20 protein-coding genes are annotated in these 20304 nt (G+C 64.6%); 6 read left to right on the top strand and 14 right to left on the bottom strand.

Annotation, left to right across the window (positions count from 1 at the left end):
- Nucleotides 1-114: 114 nt before the first annotated feature.
- The 5 genes from AC1DYL_RS12145 to AC1DYL_RS12165 all read left to right on the top strand — a co-directional run bounded on the left by AC1DYL_RS12145 (nucleotide 115) and on the right by AC1DYL_RS12165 (nucleotide 4788).
- Complete coding sequence (locus AC1DYL_RS12145; RefSeq protein ID WP_477173315.1) at nucleotides 115-939, top strand: amidohydrolase family protein; 825 nt, start codon at nucleotides 115-117, stop codon at nucleotides 937-939.
- A gap of 84 nt (nucleotides 940-1023) precedes the next feature.
- Nucleotides 1024-2088 carry a Gfo/Idh/MocA family protein gene (locus tag AC1DYL_RS12150; RefSeq protein ID WP_477173316.1) on the top strand — a complete coding sequence of 355 codons (1065 nt, stop codon included), beginning with the start codon at nucleotides 1024-1026 and terminating at the stop codon, nucleotides 2086-2088.
- Entirely contained in the window at nucleotides 2085-3233 is a 1149-nt protein-coding gene (locus AC1DYL_RS12155; protein WP_477173317.1) for a CaiB/BaiF CoA transferase family protein, read from the top strand. Before AC1DYL_RS12150 ends, AC1DYL_RS12155 begins: the two co-directional genes overlap by 4 nt.
- Nucleotides 3234-3247: 14 nt before the next feature.
- Entirely contained in the window at nucleotides 3248-4342 is a 1095-nt protein-coding gene (locus AC1DYL_RS12160; protein ID WP_477173366.1) for an extracellular solute-binding protein, read from the top strand.
- Entirely contained in the window at nucleotides 4342-4788 is a 447-nt protein-coding gene (locus AC1DYL_RS12165) for a MaoC/PaaZ C-terminal domain-containing protein (protein ID WP_477173318.1), read from the top strand. The genes AC1DYL_RS12160 and AC1DYL_RS12165 overlap by 1 nt, the downstream gene beginning before the upstream one ends.
- Before the next feature lie 71 nt (nucleotides 4789-4859).
- Here AC1DYL_RS12165 and AC1DYL_RS12170 read toward each other — a convergent pair whose 3' ends face one another.
- The 9 genes from AC1DYL_RS12170 to AC1DYL_RS12210 all read right to left on the bottom strand — a co-directional run bounded on the left by AC1DYL_RS12170 (nucleotide 4860) and on the right by AC1DYL_RS12210 (nucleotide 14689).
- Nucleotides 4860-5936: an ABC transporter ATP-binding protein gene (locus AC1DYL_RS12170; protein WP_477173319.1), complete on the bottom strand. Its 1077-nt coding sequence runs from the start codon at nucleotides 5934-5936 to the stop codon at nucleotides 4860-4862.
- A gap of 5 nt (nucleotides 5937-5941) precedes the next feature.
- Nucleotides 5942-6787, bottom strand: coding sequence for a carbohydrate ABC transporter permease (locus AC1DYL_RS12175; protein ID WP_477173320.1), 846 nt, complete (start codon nucleotides 6785-6787; stop codon nucleotides 5942-5944).
- Nucleotides 6788-6791: 4 nt separating this feature from the next.
- Nucleotides 6792-7751, bottom strand: coding sequence for a carbohydrate ABC transporter permease (locus AC1DYL_RS12180; protein WP_477173321.1), 960 nt, complete (start codon nucleotides 7749-7751; stop codon nucleotides 6792-6794).
- A 125-nt stretch (nucleotides 7752-7876) separates the two neighbouring features.
- Entirely contained in the window at nucleotides 7877-9130 is a 1254-nt protein-coding gene (locus tag AC1DYL_RS12185; RefSeq protein ID WP_477173322.1) for an extracellular solute-binding protein, read from the bottom strand.
- A gap of 45 nt (nucleotides 9131-9175) precedes the next feature.
- Nucleotides 9176-10330 (bottom strand): enolase C-terminal domain-like protein, encoded by a 1155-nt coding sequence (locus AC1DYL_RS12190; protein WP_477173323.1) that lies wholly within the window; start codon nucleotides 10328-10330, stop codon nucleotides 9176-9178.
- A 54-nt stretch (nucleotides 10331-10384) separates the two neighbouring features.
- Nucleotides 10385-11272 (bottom strand): carbohydrate ABC transporter permease, encoded by an 888-nt coding sequence (locus AC1DYL_RS12195; RefSeq protein WP_477173324.1) that lies wholly within the window; start codon nucleotides 11270-11272, stop codon nucleotides 10385-10387.
- Between the two features lie 7 nt (nucleotides 11273-11279).
- A complete protein-coding gene (locus tag AC1DYL_RS12200) occupies nucleotides 11280-12215 on the bottom strand; it encodes a carbohydrate ABC transporter permease (RefSeq protein ID WP_477173325.1) in 936 nt (311 codons plus the stop codon).
- 54 nt (nucleotides 12216-12269) lie between these two features.
- Nucleotides 12270-13535 (bottom strand): ABC transporter substrate-binding protein, encoded by a 1266-nt coding sequence (locus tag AC1DYL_RS12205; protein WP_477173326.1) that lies wholly within the window; start codon nucleotides 13533-13535, stop codon nucleotides 12270-12272.
- Nucleotides 13536-13573: 38 nt separating this feature from the next.
- Entirely contained in the window at nucleotides 13574-14689 is a 1116-nt protein-coding gene (locus tag AC1DYL_RS12210) for an ABC transporter ATP-binding protein (RefSeq protein ID WP_477173327.1), read from the bottom strand.
- A gap of 260 nt (nucleotides 14690-14949) precedes the next feature.
- Between AC1DYL_RS12210 and AC1DYL_RS12215 the strand changes: the two genes are divergently transcribed.
- Complete coding sequence (locus AC1DYL_RS12215; protein WP_477173328.1) at nucleotides 14950-15603, top strand: GntR family transcriptional regulator; 654 nt, start codon at nucleotides 14950-14952, stop codon at nucleotides 15601-15603.
- Between the two features lie 43 nt (nucleotides 15604-15646).
- On the opposite strand, the gene AC1DYL_RS12220 is transcribed toward AC1DYL_RS12215, so the two are convergent.
- From AC1DYL_RS12220 to AC1DYL_RS12240, 5 genes are read right to left on the bottom strand one after another with little or no spacing between them, the layout of a single operon-like run.
- Nucleotides 15647-16312, bottom strand: a complete 666-nt coding sequence (locus AC1DYL_RS12220; protein WP_477173329.1) for an exopolysaccharide biosynthesis protein — start codon at nucleotides 16310-16312, stop codon at nucleotides 15647-15649.
- A gap of 2 nt (nucleotides 16313-16314) precedes the next feature.
- A complete protein-coding gene (locus AC1DYL_RS12225) occupies nucleotides 16315-16698 on the bottom strand; it encodes an SHOCT domain-containing protein (protein WP_477150035.1) in 384 nt (127 codons plus the stop codon).
- Between the two features lie 16 nt (nucleotides 16699-16714).
- Nucleotides 16715-17320, bottom strand: coding sequence for an HdeD family acid-resistance protein (locus AC1DYL_RS12230; RefSeq protein ID WP_477173330.1), 606 nt, complete (start codon nucleotides 17318-17320; stop codon nucleotides 16715-16717).
- A gap of 10 nt (nucleotides 17321-17330) precedes the next feature.
- Nucleotides 17331-18572, bottom strand: a complete 1242-nt coding sequence (locus tag AC1DYL_RS12235; RefSeq protein WP_477173331.1) for an arginine deiminase — start codon at nucleotides 18570-18572, stop codon at nucleotides 17331-17333.
- 20 nt (nucleotides 18573-18592) lie between these two features.
- Entirely contained in the window at nucleotides 18593-20023 is a 1431-nt protein-coding gene (locus AC1DYL_RS12240) for a basic amino acid/polyamine antiporter (protein ID WP_477173332.1), read from the bottom strand.
- Nucleotides 20024-20304 lie beyond the last annotated feature (281 nt).

The following is a 20304-nucleotide window of genomic DNA, read 5'->3' on the forward strand; positions in this document are numbered from 1 at the left end:
CGATTTTGCGGCATCCACGATCACGACATGGCCGTAACCGGCTGTCGACGAACGCGTAATAGCCGCTCCTGCGGCGCCCGACTATGGTCCGGAAAACGTAAATGGGAGGCAAACATGCGCATCGTCGATACCCACCTGCATCTGGTGCACATGGACCGCTTCACGTACCCGTGGCTCGCCGGAGCGGGCTCGCTCAACCGCGCCTGGCCGGCCGAAACCTACGCTGCCGAGGCGGAAAAGCTGGGCATTGAAGCCGCGCTGCACATGGAGGTAGACGTCGCCGAGGCCGACATGGAAGCCGAGACGCGCCACGCCCTCGACGTGCATCCGCTCGTCGTCGGCGCCATCGCCGCCTGCCGACCGGAGAGCCCCGATTTCCCTGCCTATCTCGATCGGCTCTCTGCAATGAAAGGTGTGAAAGGCTTCCGCCGTATCCTCCACACCTCCCCCAATGAACTGAGCCAGGGCGAGCTGTTCCGCGCCAATCTCCGCCGCCTCGCCGACAAGCACCTGCCGTTCGATCTCTGCGTGCTGTCCAAGCAACTGCCAGTGGGTCGTGAACTCGTCGAGAGCTGCCCCGGCGTGCAATTCGTGCTCGATCATTGTGGCATGCCCGACGTCGCGGCCAGAGCGCTCGATCCGTGGCGGCGCGAGATCAAGGCGCTCGCCGCACTTCCCAATGTCGCGGCCAAGATCTCGGGCATCATCGCGTACGCTGCCCCAGATTGGACCACCGCCGATCTGCGCCCGTTCGCAGAGCACATCATCGAGTGTTTCGGCTGGGACCGGGTGGTCTGGGGCTCCGACTATCCGGTGCTGACCCTCACCGCCGACCTCGGCCGCTGGGTCGCCGCGACCAAGGAGATCGTCGCCACCGCCAGCCCCGACGAACAGTCAAAACTCTTCCACCGCAACGCCGAGCGCCTCTACCGGCTCTGATATATCAGCGTTGCCCCGCTGGCTCATATGTGAAATGCTCATTCACAGAAGAATAGGCTGCGAATAGCGGCTGAGGGAGTTGCGTTGAGCATCGCAGTCGAAGAGCTCCGGCAGAGCTGGCCTCGGCCGAGCACGCCCAGGCCGATCGTCATCATTGGCGCCGGCGGCATCGTCACCGATGCCCACCTGCCGGCCTACAAGCTCGCCAACTTTCCGGTGGCCGGCATGTTCGACCTTGATGCCGATCGCGCCAAGCAGGTGGCAGCGAAGTGGGAGACCCAAGCCTTCGCGACGCTCGACGAAGCCATCGCCACGCCCAATGCGGTCTACGATCTCGCCCTGCCGCCCGGCGCACATCTCGACGTGCTGCCAAAACTCCCCGATGGCGCCACGGTGCTGCTGCAGAAGCCAATGGGCCGCGATCTCGCCGAAGCCACCGCCATCCTCGAGCGCTGCAGGCAAAAATCCCTCGTCGCCGCCGTCAACTTCCAGGGGCGGTTCTCACCGCAGATGCTGGCTGTCGCCGATGCGCTCGAGCGCGGCTGGCTCGGCAGGCTCATCGACGTCGAGGTGCACCTCAACCTCCTTACCCCCTGGCATTTGTTCCCATTCCTGAAGGGCATGCCGCGTGTCGAGATCGCGGTGCACTCGATCCACTATCTCGACACGCTCCGTGCCCTCATGGGCAACCCGGTGGGCGTCCACGCCCGCAGCGTCGGGCACCCCTCGACCGACCTGGCCCAGACGCGCACCTCGGCCCTGTTCGACTTCGCGCCAGACCAGCGTGTGCTATTCTCGATCAATCACAACCACGATTTCGGGCGCCGCTTCCAGGACGCCAGCTTCCGCTGCGAAGGCACCGAAGGCGCCGCCATGGTGAAGCTGGGCGTGCTGCTGAAATATCCCGAGGGCGAGCCCGACGAACTCTGGATCACCCGCCGCGGAGAAGACTGGACCCAGGTGCCGCTGCAAGGCCACTGGTTCCCTCATGCGTTCATCGGCACCATGAGCAACCTGCAGCGCTACGCCGCCGGCGAGGACGCAGTGCTGGTCACCTCGGTCGAGGACGCCTGGCACACCATGGCGCTCGCCGAAGCCGCCTTCGAGTCCGCCGCCAAACCGGCCACCACAGTGAAAGCCGCCCCATGACCCTCCCCCTCGACGGCGTGCTCGTCGTCGATCTCTGCCAGTTCCTCTCCGGCCCCTACGCCTCGCTGCGCCTGCAGGACCTCGGCGCGCGGGTCATCAAGATCGAGCGGCCGGACGGTGGCGATCTCAGCCGGCGGCTCTATCTCTCGGACACCGAGATCGGCGGCGATAGCACCATTTTCCACGCCATCAACCGGTCCAAGGAAAGCCTGGCGCTCGACCTGAAGAACCCCGACGACCTCGCTGCTCTCCGCAAGCTCATCGGCTGTGCCGACGTCATGCTGCAGAACTTCCGCCCCGGAGTCATCGAACGCCTCGGCCTCGACTACGAGGCGGTGAAGCTCATCAACCCCGGCATCGTCTACGCCTCCATAACAGGTTATGGCGAGGAAGGTCCGTGGGCGCAGCGCCCCGGCCAGGACCTCCTGGCCCAGGCCCGCTCCGGCGTCATGTGGCTCAACGGCGACCACGACCAGGGGCCCGTCCCCTTCGGCCTGGCCATTGCCGACATGCTGGCCGGCGCCGCGGTGGCGCAAGGCATCCTCGCGGCACTGGTCCGCAAGGGCCGCACCGGCCAAGGCGCGCATGTCGAGACCAGCCTCCTCGAAGCGCTGGTCGATTTCCAGTTCGAGGTGCTGACCACCCATCTCAACGATGGCCGCCGCAAGCCCAAGCGCTCGGAGTTCCGCTCCGCTCACGCCTATCTCTCGGCCCCCTACGGCGTTTACCCCACCGCCGACGGCTGGCTCGCCCTCGCCATGACCCCGCTCGGCAAGCTCCGCGACCTGCTGCAACTCGCGGCGCTCGATCCCTATGCCGGCAGTCCCAAGAGCTGGTTTAGCGAGCGCGACGCCATCAAGACCATCATCTCGCGCGAACTGGAGACCCAGCCCACCGCCCACTGGCTCGACCTGCTCGAGCCCGCCGACATTTGGTGCGCCAAGGTGCTCGAATGGCCCGAGCTTATGGAGAGCGAAGGCTTCAAGGCCCTCGACATGCTGCAGACCGTCACCCGCGACGATGGCGTTGCCATCCTCACCACCCGCTCGCCGCTCCGCATCGACGGCAAGCGCACCCAGACCCACCGCGCCGCGCCCTTGATCGGCGAACAGAGCGCCGCCATCCGAAAGGAGTTCGGACTGTGACGACCCTCAAGGGCATGACCTGGAACCACCCGCGCGGCTACGACCCGATGGTCGCGACGGCGAAGGCCTGGGCCGAAAAGACCGGTGTCGCCATCGAATGGGACAAGCGGAGCCTCCAGGATTTCGAGTCCTTCCCGGTAGAGGAACTGGCGCGGCGATACGACATGATCGTCATCGACCACCCGCATGTCGGCCAGGTCGTCGCCGAAAACTGCCTCGCCCCGATCGACGTGTCCGGCCGCGAGGCAGAGCGCGAGGCGTTGGCCAAGGCTTCGGTCGGCCAGAGCCACCCGAGCTACGAGTATGCCGGCCACCAATGGGCTTTCCCGATCGACGCCGCAGCGCAGGTTATGGCCTACCGCGCCGACCTGATCGATGCGCCGAACGACTGGGCGGGCGTGGTCGAACTCGCGAAGGCCGGCCACGTGACCTTCCCACTGCTGCCGCCACATTCGATGATGAGCTTCTTCACCCTCTCCGCCAATCTCGGCCACCCCTGCTCGGTCGAGCAGGGCGAGCTGATCGACCAAACGGCAGGCATCCGGGCTATCGAGATGCTGGCGGAAGTGGCGCAGCACCTCGAACCCTCCAACTTCGCCATGGACCCCATCGCCGCGTCCGAGTCCATGGCCCGCCTGGATGCGAAAGTCGCGCTGATGCCCCTCGGCTACGGCTATGTCAGCTACGCCGTCCCCGGCTTCCGCCAACGCACGCTGACCTTCGCCGATATCCCGCTGCCCAACGCCGCGGGCTCCGCCCTCGGTGGCACCGGTATCGCTGTCTCCGCCTTCTCGCAGAACCGCGACGCCGCAATCGACTATGCCTACTGGGTCGCCTCCGGCCCGGTGCAAGCCGGCCTCTATGCCAGCTCCGGCGGCCAACCCGGCCACGCCACCGCCTGGGAGGATGACGCGGTCAACGCCGCCACCGGCAACTTCTACCGCAACACCCGCAAAACCCTCGAAGCCGCCTATGTCCGCCCGCGCCACACCGGCTACATGGCCTTCCAGGATGCCGCCAGCAAACGCCTCAACGCCGGCCTCATCGGCCGCGAGGCACCGGCGGCGATCGTCGCCGACCTGAACCGCATGTTCCGGGAGAGTTTCTGATGGAGCGGCCGCGCCACTTCGAGGACTACGTCATCGGCGAGGTCCGCAAAACCTCCGGCCGCACCATCACCGAGACCGATTTCGTCGTCCACGCCGGCCACACCGGCGATTTCTTCCCGCACCACATGGACGCCGAGTTCATGAAGGGCTCGGAGTTCGGCCAGCGCATCGCCCACGGCACCATGACCTTCGCCATCGGCATCGGCCTCACCGCCACCGAGATCAACCCCCTCGCCTTCACCTACGGCTTCGAGCGGTTGCGGTTTCCGAAGCCGGTGTTTATCGGCGACACCATCCACGCCGAACTCACCATCACCACGCTCGACCCCGATCCCAAGCGTCCGCAACACGGCCGCATCACCGAGCAGGTCCGCGTGCTGAACCAGCGCGGCGAAACCGTGCTGGCCTGCGACCACATTTACCTGGCGCAGCGCCGGGCCACCTGATCCTCCCCCGCGTGGCGGGGGAGGGGAACCGGCGAAGCCGGTGGAGGGGGCGGCGACAAGAGCAGTGTCTTCTAGATCCGGTCGCCCGATACAGGATCGAAGAGGTTGATCGCCGCCGTATCGACGCTGAACGTCAGCGTCTCACCCGGTTTCGGCCGGTCCTTGGGTCCGAGCCGCGCCGTAATCAACTGCCCGCCGACGCTGGCGATCACCATCGTGTCCGGCCCGGTGGGCTCAACCACATCGACGATACCCTCGAGCGTCGCGCCGCCCTGCCCGGCGTTCAGCGTCTCCGGCCGTATGCCGGCGACGACTTCGCGCCCGAAAAACGCGCCCACGTCCTGCTGCAAACCGGCAAGCGCCAGCGTTCCGGCGGCATGGTTCAGCACCAGCCCGCTAGCCCCCTGCTCCAGCGTGCCCTTGAGGAAATTCATCGTCGGCGAGCCAATAAACCCGGCGACGAACATGTTGGCCGGCCGGTCGTAGATTGTCTCGGGGTCCGCGAGCTGCTGGATCACCCCACCCTTCATCACCGCCACCTTGGTGCCAAGCGTCAGCGCCTCGACCTGGTCGTGCGTGACGTAAACCGTAGTGGTCCCCAGCCGGTCATGCAGCCGCTTGATCTCGGTCCGCATCTCGACCCGCAGCTTCGCATCGAGATTGCTCAGCGGCTCGTCGAACAGGAACAGCTCCGGGTTGCGCACGATGGCGCGGCCCATGGCGACGCGCTGCCGCTGCCCGCCGGACAGCTGGCCGGGCTTCCGGTCGAGCAGGTGCTCGATCTGCAGCAGCTCAGCGGCACGCTGCACCGCCGCATCCCGCTCGGCGGTCGGCACCTTCCGCATCTCGAGGCCGAAGCCGATGTTCCGGCGCACCGGCATGGTCGGGTACAGCGCGTAGGACTGGAACACCATGGCGATGTTGCGATCCTTGGGATGCACATTGTTGACGTTGCGCTGGCCGATGATGATGTCGCCGCCCGAACTCGGCTCCAGCCCGGCGATGATCGACAGCAGCGTGGACTTACCGCACCCGGATGGACCCAGCAGCACGAGGAAGCCGCCATCCTCGAGGTCGATGTCGATATTCTCGAGCACCTCGACTGCGCCAAAGCTCTTGCGGACGCCCTTGATCGATAACGTGGCCATTGCCGCTAACCCTTGACTGCGCCGGCGGTGATGCCGGCGACCATGACGCGTTGCACCAGCGCGAAGAGAACGATCACCGGCAAGATGGAAATGATGCCGCCGGCAGCGAGCATACCCCAGGGCAGCTGGAACTCGCCGACCATCAATTGCAACCCGACCGGCCAAGTGCGCGAGCCGGTGCTCGAAGTCAGCATCAGCGCGAACAGGTACTCGTTCCACGCCGCGATGGCGACGAACACGCAGGTGGCGACCAGTCCGTTGCGGGCGATCGGGATGACGATGCGGAACATCGCCCCGATGCGGGTCGAGCCGTCGATGCGCGCCGCGCTCTCGAGCTCCTTGGGCGCCGCGTCGAAGAAGCCCTTCAGCATCCAGACGAACAGCGGCAGCAGGAAGCTCGTATAGGCGACGGCGAGGCCGAGGCTGGTGTCGAACAACCCGAGATTCCGCATCACGATGAACAGCGGGATGATCATGAGCACCGCGGGGAACATGCGGACGATGAGGTAGCCCAGCATCAGCGGCATGCGGCCCGGGAAGTTGAAGCGCGAGAAGGCGTATGAGGCGATGGTGCCGGTGAACAGGCAGATCGCTACCGTCAGCGTGGTGGTGACGAGGCTGTTGATCACGAGGACCGGATAGCCCGACTGGTTCCACAGCTTGATGTAGTTCTCGAGCGTGAAGCGGGTGGGGAAATACACCATCGTGCGGGTAACGATGTCGTCGTCGACCTTGAACGAGGTCAGCAGCATCCACAGCAGCGGGCCGATACTGAGCAGCGCGAGGACGACCAGCACGGCGTAGCTGAGGATGTTCCAGGTAAGGTTGGAGCTGGTGCGGGTCTGGGCCATGGCGCTAATCCTGGTTGACCTTGCTGAGCCGGATATAGGCCCAGGCGAACAGCATCAGTAAGACGAACATCACCACCGACAGCGCGCCCGCGTAGCCGAAGTTGAAATCCGAATAAGCGTTCTGGAACGCATAGAGAGACAGCACCTGCGTCGACCGCCCCGGGCCGCCCTGCGTCAGGATCAGCAGCAGGTCAGGCGAATTGACGAGGCCGATGACACGAAGGATCACCGCCGCGGCAATGATTGTGCGGAGCATCGGCAGGGTGATCAGCCGCAACTGTGCGAACGCCCCTGCCCCGTCGATATCGGCCGCCTTGTAGAGATCGGTCGGGATACCTTTGAGCCCCGCCATGATCAGCAGCGTGAAGAACGGGAAACTGTGCCAGGCCTCGACGAAGATCGCGGTCGCCATCGCCGTGTTCGGATCGGCGAACCACGCCTTGTAGCTGTCGAGCAGGCCGATATTGACGAGGATATCGTTGATGACGCCGACGCGGCTGTCGAGCATCAGCGCCCACATGTTGCCCGCCACCACGTTGGGCAGGAAGTAGGGTACGAGTATCAGTACTGCGAAAATCTTGCCGCCCGGCAGGTTGCGGTTGAGCGCCAGCGCGGCGACGAGGCCGACGACGAATTCGATGACGATCGAGAAGGTCACCCACACCGCGGTATTGCGCAGCGACAGCCAGAAGATCGGGTCGGCCAACATGCGCTGGTAATGCTTGAGCCCGACGAACGCGCCGTTGCCGGCGGGCCGGTTGAGCCGCATTTCGGTGAAGCTGAGCTGGAAGCCGTAGACGGTGGGAAACAGCACGATCGCCGTGATCAGCAGCGCGCTCGGCAGCAGCAGCAGATACATCCAGTAGCGCGTCTCGGAAAGCTCGCCGAGCAGCCGCATTGGATTGATCGCGTCCCAGGTGGAGCGCGGCGGCGGCAGCGTTGCCATGGCATGGCCTCGGCTCATCAAGGCTCCTTGGAGGGCTTCCAGGAAAAGTTGCAGACTTTTCCGGTTCGGAAGCGCGACAACTTAGACTTGGCTTTGATCGGGTCGGGGAGAAGGGSGGCCGGGTGCACCGGCCGCCCGAAGCATCAGGCGATGGCCGCGGCCAGCCCCTCGATGATCTGGTCTGCAGCCTGGTCGGGCGTCGCCTGCCCAATCAGGATTTGCTGCAGGGCCGGCAGCACGGTGTTCTGTGCCCAGCCGGCCGCACCCGGGAAGCTTGGCTGCGGAATGCCGAAGCCGAGCGTATCCGCTGCGGCCTTGTACATCGGGTTGCCGACGATGCGTTGGTCCTGCGCCGCCACGGTCGAGGCCGGCATGTAGCCGGTCTTTTCGAGGAAGGCGACGGCGGCATCCGGCTCGCCCCAGAACTTGATCCACTCCCACGCCGCATCCGCACCCTCTTCCTTGGTGATGCAGTTGTAGGCGTAGGCGAGGCGCGCCACCCGTGTCGCTGGGCCGGCCGGCATCGCGAACGTGCCGAATTCCACGCCCGGCTTCAGCTTGGACGCGATGTCCTGGTAGGAGCCGGTGTGATGCCAGATCATCGCGGTCTGCCCGGTCTGGAAGCCGGAGATGATCTGCTGGAAGCCATCGTTCGCGGCGCTCGGCGGCACGGCCTTGTCCTTGACCAGCAGCCCCGAGTACCAGTCGAGCGCCTTGACGACGATGTCGCGGTCGAGGCCGATCGAGCCGTCCTCGTGCTTCACCGGCGACCCGAACGCTTCGATCACGTTGACCACGAAGTTCTGGCCGCCCGGGCCGCCGCGCAGTCCGAAGCCATAACGGCCCTTGCTCGCGTCGGTCAGCTTGATCGCCGCATCGCGGAACTCGTCATAGGTGGTCGGCGCGGCCAGGCCGGCCTCATCGAACCAGTCCTTGCGATAGTAGCCCCAGTCGACGAACGTGAAGCCGGGCACACCGTAGCTCTTGCCATCCTTGGTTATGGAGGCGAAGCGCTTGTCGTCGAAGTCACCACGCCGCTCCCAGCCGGCGATGCGGTCCGTCATGTCGATCAGCGCGCCCATCGCAAGCAGGTCCTCGAAGCGCTCGGACGAAACCATCGTCACGTTCGGGCGGCTGCCGCCGACCACGGCCGCCGTGATCTTTGCCATGAACTCGGGGTTGGGGATGTTCTCGGGCGTTACCGCAATGTCGGGGTGCGCGGCCTTGAACAGGTCGAGCACCGCCTGCAGCCCTGCGGCTTCCGACTGGCTGGTGAAGGTGTGCCAGTAGTTGATCGCAGTCGACTGGGCCAAGGCCTGGCTCGGCAGGAACGCGGAGGCAGCCAACAGGCCACCGCCCATCTTCAGTACTGAACGTCGGTCGAAGCTCGTCGTCATGTGCTATTCCTCCCTCATGATAGCTCAGTTATATAATCTGATATATCAGTGCCATGGTACCTGACTGCCGATTGGCGTCAATCGCTCGGTCACTTCGACCTTCGTAAGGGCCGTGGCATCGAGTTCGTTCCAGTCGAACTGGTACCCGATGCCCGGTTCGTCGCTGACGGTCAGGTTGCCGTCGACGATGGCGAGCGGCCCGAGCTTGTCGAGGCCCTTGATCTGCTCCTCGTTCATCACGAGCTGCTCGTAGTAGTCATTGTTCGAGATGGCGGCGCAGATCTGCGCGTTCTCGAGCCCCATGCCGTGCACCTGGGCCCGCATGCCGTGGCTTTCGCTCAGGTGCGCCACCTTCATCGAGCCGGTGAACCCGCCCTTGTAGAAGGTCGAGACGCGCGTCATGTCGAGCGCCTTGTTCTCGATCCAGGTCGCCATGTTGCCATGGACGCCATCCGAGGTTTCGGCGGCGAGGATCGGGATATCGAGCTTCTCGCAGAGCTTGGTGTACGAGCCCAAATGGAACTCGCGCATCGGCTCCTCGTACCAGAGGAAGCCGAGGTCCTGGATCGCCTTGCCGAACTCGAGCGCGTTCACATAGTCCCAGCCGGCCGAGCCGTCGAACATCAGGTCCGCATCCGGTCCGACCCACTTGCGGAGGTTCTTGCACAGCTCGATGTCCCGCTTCACCGGGCCGCCCCAGGCGTGCAGCTTGAACGCCTTGAAGCCGACGTCGCGGCTCATCTTGATGTAGCGCTCGTACTCATCCATCGTCGGCCAGGTGACCGTCGAAGCATAGGCCGGCACGACCCGGTCGTCGCCGCCCAGCATCTGGTAGATCGGCATCTTGGCCTGCTGCGATTTGACGTCCCAGCACAGCATGTCGAGCATGCCGAGCGTCCGCATGTGGAACTCTTCGATGCGGTCGAGTTCCCAGATCAGCCGCCACATCCGCTCGGTCAGCAGCGGGTTCTCGCCGATGAACTCGTGGAAGCGCCGCCGCACCAGATCTACCACCGCCTCGCCGCGGTTCATTTCGATCGAGCCGTAGAGCCCGCTGTCGGTCTCCATCCGGATCACGGCCTTGTGGGGCTTCGTGCCGCGCGGGATGTCACCATGCGAGCCGGGGATGCCGTCGCGCCAGATGAACTTCGGCCCTGGCTCGTGCTCGACCAGCCAAGCCGTGAACCCCGTGATCTTCATTCAATCCTCCACAAGTACGATTTTGGCAGCCGCCATGAGAATCGATCCGGCCGCCTAACCCTTTTCCGCGCCCGACAGCATTCCGGAGCGCACGAACCGCTGCGCGGCCATGAAAATCAGCAGCACCGGTAACACCACGAGGATGGCGGCCAGCACCACCTCCGGCTTCTTGATCGGCACATCGTTGGACGGCAGGTTACTGAGCGCACCCGAGCCCGAAACCAGCGCCGTCAGCCCCACCGGCAGATTGTAGAGCTTGTCGTCGCTGAGCAGCACGAAGGCGAGGAAGTAGTTCGACCAGATCGCGAGGAAGCTGAAGAACGCCACCAGCGCGATGATCGGCCGGGCCAGCGGCAACGCGATGCGGGTGAACAGCTGGAACCGGTTGGCGCCATCGACCCGGGCGGAATCCATCACGCCCTTGGGCAGCGAGGTCGAGAAATAGACATAGGTGAGATAGACGCCGAACGGGAAGAACCCCGAAGCGAGGATCAGGCCGGCATAGGTGTTGTTGAGCCCCAGGAGGTTCATCTCGAGGAAGATCGGCAGCACCACTGCGGTCGACGGCGTGATCATCGCGATCAGCGTCAGCGTCAGGATCAGCTTGCGGCCCGGAAACTCCGACTGCGCCAGCGCATAGCCACCCGGGGTCGAGGCGATCAGCGACAGCAGCACCCCGCCCACCGAGTAGATCAGCGAGTTGCCGGCCCAGGTGAGAATCTGGAAGTTGTTGTAGGTGGTGAGATTGTTCCAGGTCCGGCTGAACGCCTCCCAGGTGCCGAGCGCAAACGGCGGATCGGTCAATAGCGACGCCTCCGACCGCGTCCCCGCGATGAACAGCCAGAGCAGCGGAATGCCGTAGAAGCACACCGCAAAGGCCAGCGTCGCGAATACGACGAAGCGGCCGAGGTTGAGGCGCATCGGTGCGGTTCTGGTGCTCATCGTGCCCTCAATCGATCTTGTAGAATTTGGTGGCGAAGACGATCACCAGCGCGATGACGATCGACGAGCCGACCAGCAGCGTACTGAGCGCCGCCGAGGCGCCGAAATCGCCCATCCGGAAGGCGTACTGGAACGCCATCTGGTTCAGCGACCAGTCATTCTGCGCGAATTGCGGGCCGGCGAGCCCCATCAACTGCGGCTCGACGAACAGCTGCAACCCGGCGGCCAGCGACAGGATCCCCATCAGTACCAACGAGCGCCAGATCATCGGCAGCTTGATCCGCGTCGCCAACTGAAACCGGTTGGCCCCGTCGATGCGCGCTGCTTCCATAACTTCCGTAGGAAGGCTCGCAAGCGCCCCGCCGAACACCACGATCCAGCCGCCCGAAGCCGAGAAGTAAGCCATGATGGCGAACACGCCGGCGAGCCCGATGCCCGAGACCACATCGGCGCGCGTGCCCCAGCCCAGCCCGTGCAGCACCGGCTGGAACGGGCTGACCGATGGGTCGAGCACGAACAGCCACAGCACCACGATGGCCGAGGAGGTCACTGCGCCGGGAAGGAAATAGATCGTCCTGAGCGTGTTAGCGGTCTTGCGATTGATGCTGTCCAGCATCAGCGACAGCACGGCAACGCCGGTCACCGTCAGCGTCACCCAGATGGCAACGAAGGTGAGGATGTTGACGACGCTTGCCGGCACGCGGAAATCGTCGAACACGAACTGGTAGTTGGTGAAACCCCAGAACACCATTTCGATGGTGTCGAAGAAGCTCAGCCCGAAGGCATAGGCGATCGGGAACAGCCCGAACATCAGCAAGAGGATGAGATACGGCGCCAGCAGTAGATACGACATGCGCGTGTCGCGCCGTGCCTTCTGCTTTGCCTTGCGGGCGCGATCGCTCGCCGCCGCCCCCATATCCGATGCCATTGCCGTTGCGGTCATTTATGCCCCTGGACTGGTCGGCCGGACGCACGGGGCGTCCGGCCGGTCTGTCGGTTACTCGACCTGATAGCCGTTGAGCTTGGCGAGGTTGACGAGCTCGGTCTGCAGCGCCGGCAGGGCGCCTTCGACCGTGCCGCCGCTGGCGAGCGGCTGCACCACCACCTTGGCGATCGCGTCGCTTACGCTGAAGCGCAGGCTGACATAACCGGGGTGGCTGAACGCCGCCGCATCGGCTTCCACCTGGAAGACGTTCGGATCGGCGTAGTACGCGTCGCTGGCGAGACGAGCGCCCCAGGCTTCGGCCGACGGCCGATGGCCAGGCAGCGTCACGGCTGCGGTCTGGTTGGCGACATCGGTTGCCATCCAGGTCACGAGATCGACGACCTCAGCCGGATGCGCAGTGTCCTTCCAGCCACCATAGGTACCGCCGCCCCAGCTCCAGGTGAGCGGCTGGCTCTGGTCGTCCCACTTCAGCGGAGCCGCGGCGGCAAGCTTGCCGGCGGGCCACTCATAGGTCGGCTTGATCACGTATTCGCCGAACCAGGTCGGCCCGATCATCAGCGGCACCTTGCCGCCCTTGGCCAGCGCCACGAAATCCGGCTCGAACGGCCCGACCTTGGTCAGGCTGCCATTCTTCAACATGGCGTCGACCATCCGGGCCGGCTTCAGGCACTTCTCGGTGGTGAGGTCGATCTTGACCGTGTCTTCCTTGCCTTCGACCGGCATCACCATGTCACAGCCGTCGGAGACCAGCATCGCATAGAGCGGGAAGCTCTCGACGCCGGTGCCGAGGCTGAGGCCCTGCGGCGCCAGTTCTTCGCCGAGTTTCTGGAACTCTTCCCAGGTGGTCGGCACGGCCTTGCCGAGCGCTTCCATCGCAGGCTTGTCGTACCAGACGATCATGTGCGCCAGGTCGTTGCGCATGCACAGCAGCTTGCCGTTCACATGGCACGGCGAATTGCCGTTCGGATAGAACTCGTCCTGCAGCGCCTGCGGCACCTTGTCGGTGAGGTCCATCAGGTAGTTCGAGCGGCGGGTCGAGAGCTGCGCGGTGTAGCCGATGTCCGACATGAAGATCACGTCGGGGATCTCACTCTTGGCCTGCAGCGCGAGCTGGATCTTGGCGATCAGGTCAGCCGGCGCCACGGTGGTGACATTGAGCGTCACGTTGTCGTGCGTCTTGTCGTAGAGATCGAACATGGTGAGGCGCGGCGTGTCCGACCAGACATTCAGCGTCACCGCGTCCTGGGCCATCGCGGCACCAGCCATCAGGGCTAGCGCCACGCCGCCGGCAAGCGCGGCGGTCCTTGTACGAAGCATAGTCTCTCCTCCTGTTGTAGCTCCGGCCTCTGCCGGATTTATCTGCCGACCGCCGACGCCATGACGGCGCCCGCTGCGTCGAAGACGTGCACCTGGTCGGGCTTGAGCCCGACCTGGACCTCCTGCCCCGGCTCGAGGTCGGAATGGCCCATCACCTGCACGGTGATCACCTCCGGCGTTCCCCCATCGAGATAGGCGTAGGTGATGTTGCCGAGCCGCTCGACGGACTCGACCCTCGCCGGCAGTGCGGTCAGCCCGGCGGGCACGGCAGCCCCCGCGGCGACGACTTCCAGCGTCTCCGGCCGGACGCCAACGGTCACCGCATCGCCCACACCTGCACTGCCGGCAGCGAACTCGAACCGGGCCGCGGCGCTGGCCTCGAGCCGCAGCATCGCCTTGCCGCCCGAACTGCTCAGCACCTTGGCCGGCAACAGGTTCATCTTCGGCGAGCCGATGAAGCCGGCGACGAACAGGTTGTTCGGTCGTGCGTAGAGATCGAGCGGCGGCCCCACCTGCTGGATCCGGCCATTGTCGAGCGCCACGATCCGGTCGGCCAGCGTCATCGCCTCGACCTGGTCGTGCGTCACGTAGATCATCGTCGTGCCGAGCTCGCGGTGCAGCCGCTCGATCTCGAGCCGCATCTGCACGCGCAGCGCCGCATCGAGGTTCGAGAGCGGCTCGTCGAACAGGAACACCTTGGGGTTGCGCACGATCGCGCGCCCGATGGCGACACGCTGCCGCTGCCCGCCCGAAAGCTGTGCCGGCGAACGGCTCAGCAGTTCGTTTAGCCTGAGGATCCGCGCCGCTTCCTTGACCCGCTTGTCGATCTCGTCCTTGCCGAAGCGCGCCAGCTTCAGGTTGAAGGCGATGTTGTCGTAGACGTTCATGTGCGGGTAGAGCGCGTAGGACTGGAACACCATCGCGATGCCCCGTTCCGACGGCTCGGCGAAGGTGACATCCTTGCCGTCGATGAGGATATCGCCATCGCTCACCGTCTCGAGGCCGGCGATCATCCGCAGCAGGGTTGACTTGCCCGAGCCCGAGGCCCCGACGAAGACGACGAACTCGCCCTTGTCGATGTTGAGGTCCACGCCCTTGATGACGTCAACCGTCCCGAACGACTTCCGGACATTCCTCAGCTCGACCGCGGCCACCTAGCAGCCCCTGCTCGAGCGGCCCGACGTCATCACCAGCTTCATGCTACCCCTCCGTTGAGATATTAATGAGAGGAGATGATATCTCAAGTCAAGGCAGCGAAGCGCAGAGATTGCGCTCTGTATCGCACTTTGGCCCGCATCTGATCGCTCGCAAGCTTCGTAGAAACCTGTGTTCTCTGGCGTTTTGCTGAGATTTCCAAATCGCCTGTTGATATACTAAAGTGCGAAAATGCTCCTCGACCAATTCACCGGTGAACATGTCTGACGTCCGCAATGACAACGAAGGGTACCGCCGCTTCCGCAAGGCGATGCATGACGGCACGCTCGAAGCCGGCATGGTGGTGACCCAATCCGAACTCTGCGACCTGCTCGGCCTGTCGCTGTCGCCGCTGCGCGAAACACTGGTGCTGCTGGAGGAATTCGGGCTCGTCGAGATCAAGCCGCGCGCCGGCATCAAGATCGTCTACCCGGAGGTGGCGTTCATCCGCGAGAACTACCAGTTCCGCATCATGATCGAGATCTTCGCGCTGAAGAGTTTCGGCGACACCGTCTCGGACGCCTGGCTGGCCGACATGCGAGCCAACCACGAAAAGTGCCGCATCAGCCTCACCGACGGCAGCCCATTCGAGACGGCGCACACACCGTTCCTCGAACTCGACATGCGCATGCACCGCGAGATCGTCGCCTCACTCGGCAACCACGCCATCCTCGACACGCATGAGCGCCTGCAGGAGAATATCCGCATGGCGCAGCGCGTCCACCGCCGCCCAGGTTTCCGCGGCTATCTCGTCGATACGGTGGATGAGCACATGCGCGTCATCGCCGCCCTGGAACAGCACGATATCCCCGGCGCCATCGCCGCGATGGAAGCCCATTTCCAGGGCTCGACACACCGTACTTTCGCGGCGTGATCTGGCCGCGCCCCGCCGCGCCGAACGCTGCCATCCCGGCGCGCTAGACCACCGTATCGATCGCCCAGAACACCACGATAATCGCCCAGATGGCGATGATGACGGCGATCACCCCCAATATGCCGACGAGGATGCCGCCGAGAATCAGCCAGCCGTCGCGGTTGAGGATGCCTGCGCTGATCATCGCCACCGCCAGCGACGGCAGCATGTTGCAGAACGGGATCGGCGGCAGCATCACCACTGCCATGAGCACGTTGAACAGCCCCAGCACCGGCAGCACGGGCCGGCTCGACAGCACCAACAGCCGCGGCGATGAGATCTTGCCCAAGCCATCGGCGATGCGCGCCAGGATGTCCATCAGCTTGAGCAGCGGCTTCAGTGGCAGCTTCCGTTCCCCGAACCAGCGCCACAGGTAGATCGGCTTGTGCAGCAGCATCAGGATGGCGAACGCCAGGATCACCAGCGACACGACGAAGTTGTAGCCGGGCGGGGCGGGCAAGAGGTTTAGCAGCGAGAACACCAGCAGCGCCAGGGCATGCGAGTGGATGCCGATCAGCTCGATCAGCCCGTCGCAGGTGATCTGCGCATCCGGCTCCGCCGCCACCTTGCGGAGCTTGGCGATCATCTCCGCAAGCGACGCCTGGATCGGGTCCTGCTCCGCTCCGGGCGGCCCTGACGCCGCTTCGGAGCCGGATGTCGAGTCGACCACAGTCAGTGCGCCAGCGCCGCCGCCTTGAGCTCGGCGAACTCGGCCTCGGTGATCGCGCCTTCGCGCAGCAGCGACCGGGCCCGCGCGATCTGGTCGGCCGGCGAGGTATTGGCGACCTCGCGGATATAGGCATCGGCCTGCGACTTGAGCCGCTGCTCATCGGCGATCTGCCGCTGCGCCATGCCGCGACCCCGCGCGATGATGTAGACCAGCGCCGTCAGCAGCGGCACCACCAGCAGGGCGATGATCCACAGCGCCTTGGCGAAGCCGCCCATGGTGTTGTCGCGGAACAGGTCGACGACGATGCGCACCAGCACCATCAGGTAGGACAGAAGGAAGAAACTGATCGCGATCAGCCAGAGGAATTCCCAGAAGTTCGAGGTCATCTGCATCTCCTATTGGTCACACGGAGGGCGTTGAGGGTTCGGCGCCCCCGGGCACCACCACTTTCCAGGCGAGTGCCAGGATGGCGCCCCCTTCCCCGATCAGTTCGAGCCCGACGAACAGGGCGATGACCCAGAGCGGCGGCTCCGGCAGGCCGGCGATGAGCAGCAGCGACAGCGCGACCCCGAGCACCCCGCTGAGCACCACCCACAGCCAGTTCTCGAACGGCCGGATGGTGAGGCCGAAGGTCAGCCGGGCGACGCCCTGCACCATCAGGAACACGATCACCAGCAGCGTGATCACCTCCCGCGCCTGCTGCGGGTTGCGCAGCAGCAGGAAGCCGACCAGCAGCGCGATGACGATCGAAAGCAACTGCATGCTGAAATGCGGCATCTGCCGCGTGCCGAATAGCGCGATCCCCTGCAGCACGGCCGCCGAGATCAGCAGCCAGCCGAGCGGCACGGCGACGGCCGCCCCGGCGAACAGCGGATAGAGCACAGCCAATAGCCCGGCGATGATCAGCAGCATGCCCTCGGCGATGTAGACCAGCGCATATTTCCGCACCGCCTGGTGCATCGCTGCCCGATAGGCCTCCGACGCCTGCTCAAGGGAAATGCTCTCCATTTCGCCCTCGCTAGAAGTCGACCGCGTCGCGCGAGATCGGGCAGGTCATGCAATGCCCGCCGCCGCGGCCGCGCCCAAGCTCGGCGCCCGAGATGGTGACCACCTCGATGCCTTCGCGCCTGAGCAGAGTGTTGGTGTAGGTGTTGCGGTCATAGGCGAACACCACGCCGGGCGAGGCGCAGACGAGGTTGGCGCCGCTGTCCCATTGCGTCCGCTCGCGCATGTAGGCGTTGCCGCCGGTCTCGACGACGCGCATCTTCTTGATGCCCAGGGCCTCGGACACGGCTTCGATCAGCCCCTTGTCCTTGCTGAGCTCGAGCCCGCCCTTGCCGTCCGGCCGGTAGGAGAAGCACTCGATCGGGTTGACGATATCGGGGTAGATCAGCACGCAGTCGCGATCGGCGAAGGTGAACACCGTATCGAGGTGCATCGCAGCGCGGAGCTTGGGCATCGCGGCGATGATCACCCGCTGGGCCGCGCCCCTCTCGAACAGCTTAGCCGCGAGCTGGCTGATCGCCTGGCGCGAGGTCCGCTCGCTCATCCCGATCAGCACGTTGCCCTTGCCGATCGGCATGACGTCGCCGCCTTCGAGCGTCGCGAGCCCCCAATCCTCGGTCGGATCGCCCCACCAGACATTCACCCTGCCGGCGAAATCGGGGTGGAACTTGTAGATCGAGGTGGTGAGGATCGTCTCCTCGTGCCGCGCCGGCCAGTACAGCGGATTGAGCGTCACCCCGCCATAGATCCAGCAGGTAGTGTCGCGGGTATAGAGCGTGTTGGGCAGTGGCGGCAGCAGGTACTCGTTGACCCCCCCCGCATCGCGGACCAGTGCCATCGTCTCCCCGCCATGCGTGTCCGGGAACTCCTCGGTCGACAGCCCGCCGATCAGCGTCTCCGCCAGCTCGCGGTGCGAGAGCCCGTCGAGGTAGGAGCGCACTTCGTCCACCAGCCCCAGGCCCACCTGGTTCGGCACCACCTGGTTGTCGAGGATCCACTTCTTCGCCTCGGGGATGGCCACCGTCTCGGCCAGCGCATTGTGCATCTCGACCACGTTGACGCCGCGATCCCTCAGCTTGGTGATGAAATCGAAGTGGTCGCGCTTGGCCACATCCACCCACAGCACGTCGTCGAACAGCAGCTGGTCGCAGTTGCTGGGGGTGAGCCGCTGGTGCGCGCGTCCGGGTGCGCAGACCAGCACCTTGCGCAGCTGGCCGACTTCGGAATGGACGCCGAAGGAGGTTTCCGTGCTCATAGCCGTGGACCTTTCCAGGATCATGGTGTGATGGTGCCGGTCAGCAGGCCCCACGCCCCAACGGCGCCTGCGATGAGGGTGACGCCGAAGACGATGAGCTCGACAGAGGTGAAGAGCCTGAGCTTCTGTTCGCGCCGCGCCCAGAAGTAGAGGATGGTGCCCGGCACCAGCAGCACCGCCAGCAGCAGCACGTATTTGAGCCCGGCCGCGACGAACATGACGAGCGTGTAGATCACCGCGATCCAGGCAACGACCTGGTCCCATCCACGCTCTTTCGAATTGGCCTCGTAGCCCTCGCCGCGCCGGGCAATGAGCACGCCATAGCCCGCCACCAGCAGGTAGGGCAGCAGCGCCGTCACGCTCGTCATGTCGAGCATGAAGTTGAACGCGTCTTGCGAGAAATAGGTCGAGATCACGAACAGCGAGACGACGATGTTGGTGAGCCACAGCGCGTTCGCCGGCACCTTGTCGGCGTTCTCGGCCGCGAACAGCTTGGGCATGTCCTTGGACTTGGCGGCCGCGAACAGCACCTCGGCGCAGATCAGCGACCAGGCGAGATAGGCACCCAGCACCGAGATCAGCACGCCGATGGAGATGAACACCGCCCCCCAATGGCCGACGATCTCTTCCAGCGTGCCGGCGAGCGAAGGCTGCTGCAGGCCGGCAATCGTCGATTGCGGCATGGCGGCATAGGGCAAGAGCGTGATCGCGACCATCAGGCCGGTAACGCCGACGAACCCGAGGATCGTGGCGGTGCCGACGTCTGCGCGCTTCTTGGCGAAGCGGGAGTAAACGCTGGCCCCCTCGATGCCGAGGAACACGAACACCGTGATCAGCATGGTGTCGCGCACCTGGTCGACCAGGGACTTCTCAGGCATGTCCGCGCCGCCGAAGAAGTTCTCGGAAAACTGCTGGTAGTTGAACACGAAGATCATGGTCAGCAGCGCCACCACCAGCGGCACCAGCTTGGCGATGGTGACGACGGTGTTGATGAAGGCGGCCTGCTGGACGCCGCGCAGGATCATGAAATGGAAGGCCCAGATGCCGACCAGCGAAACGATGATCGCGATGATGCTGCTGCCATCGCCGAAAATCTCGGGAAAGAACCGGCCGAGCGTCGAGCCGATCAGCACCCAGTAGAAGACGTTGCCAAGGCAACTGCCGAGCCAATAGCCGAAGGCCGACAGGAACCCCATGTAGTCGCCGAAGCCGGCCTTGGCGTAGGCGAACACGCCGGAGTCGATGTCGGGGCGTTTCTCGGCCAGCGTCTGGAAGACGCGCGCCAGCATGTACATGCCGGTGCCAGCGATCGCCCAGGCGATGATCGCCCCAAATGGACCGGTGGCCGCGCCGAAGCGGCCGGGCAGGTTGAAAATCCCTGCCCCTACCATCGACCCGACAACCATGGCGATTAGGGCATTGAGTGAGAGCTTCTCGTCCTTCGTCGCCACGAAAGCCTCCGAATCGCAAGTATCGGGCGTACGGTTTCGTACAAATACTTCATCTCAAAGCTTAGATGCACGCTCATGCCGCACATATGAATACTCAGCATTGCAGTTGATTACAATGATCTAAGCCCGTAGCCAACCTGCATTTAAGCAAGACTGTGTACGATTTCGTACGGAGAGCGGCGGGGTGATACTGATCAAGGACAGCGCCGCCCCTGATAAAGCTGTCGATGCCCGTGCCGCATCGAAGTAGTAAATGGTGCGCAGCTGGCCGGGCCGAAACA

The sequence above is a fragment of the Devosia sp. P1_H9 genome, from assembly GCF_056405135.1.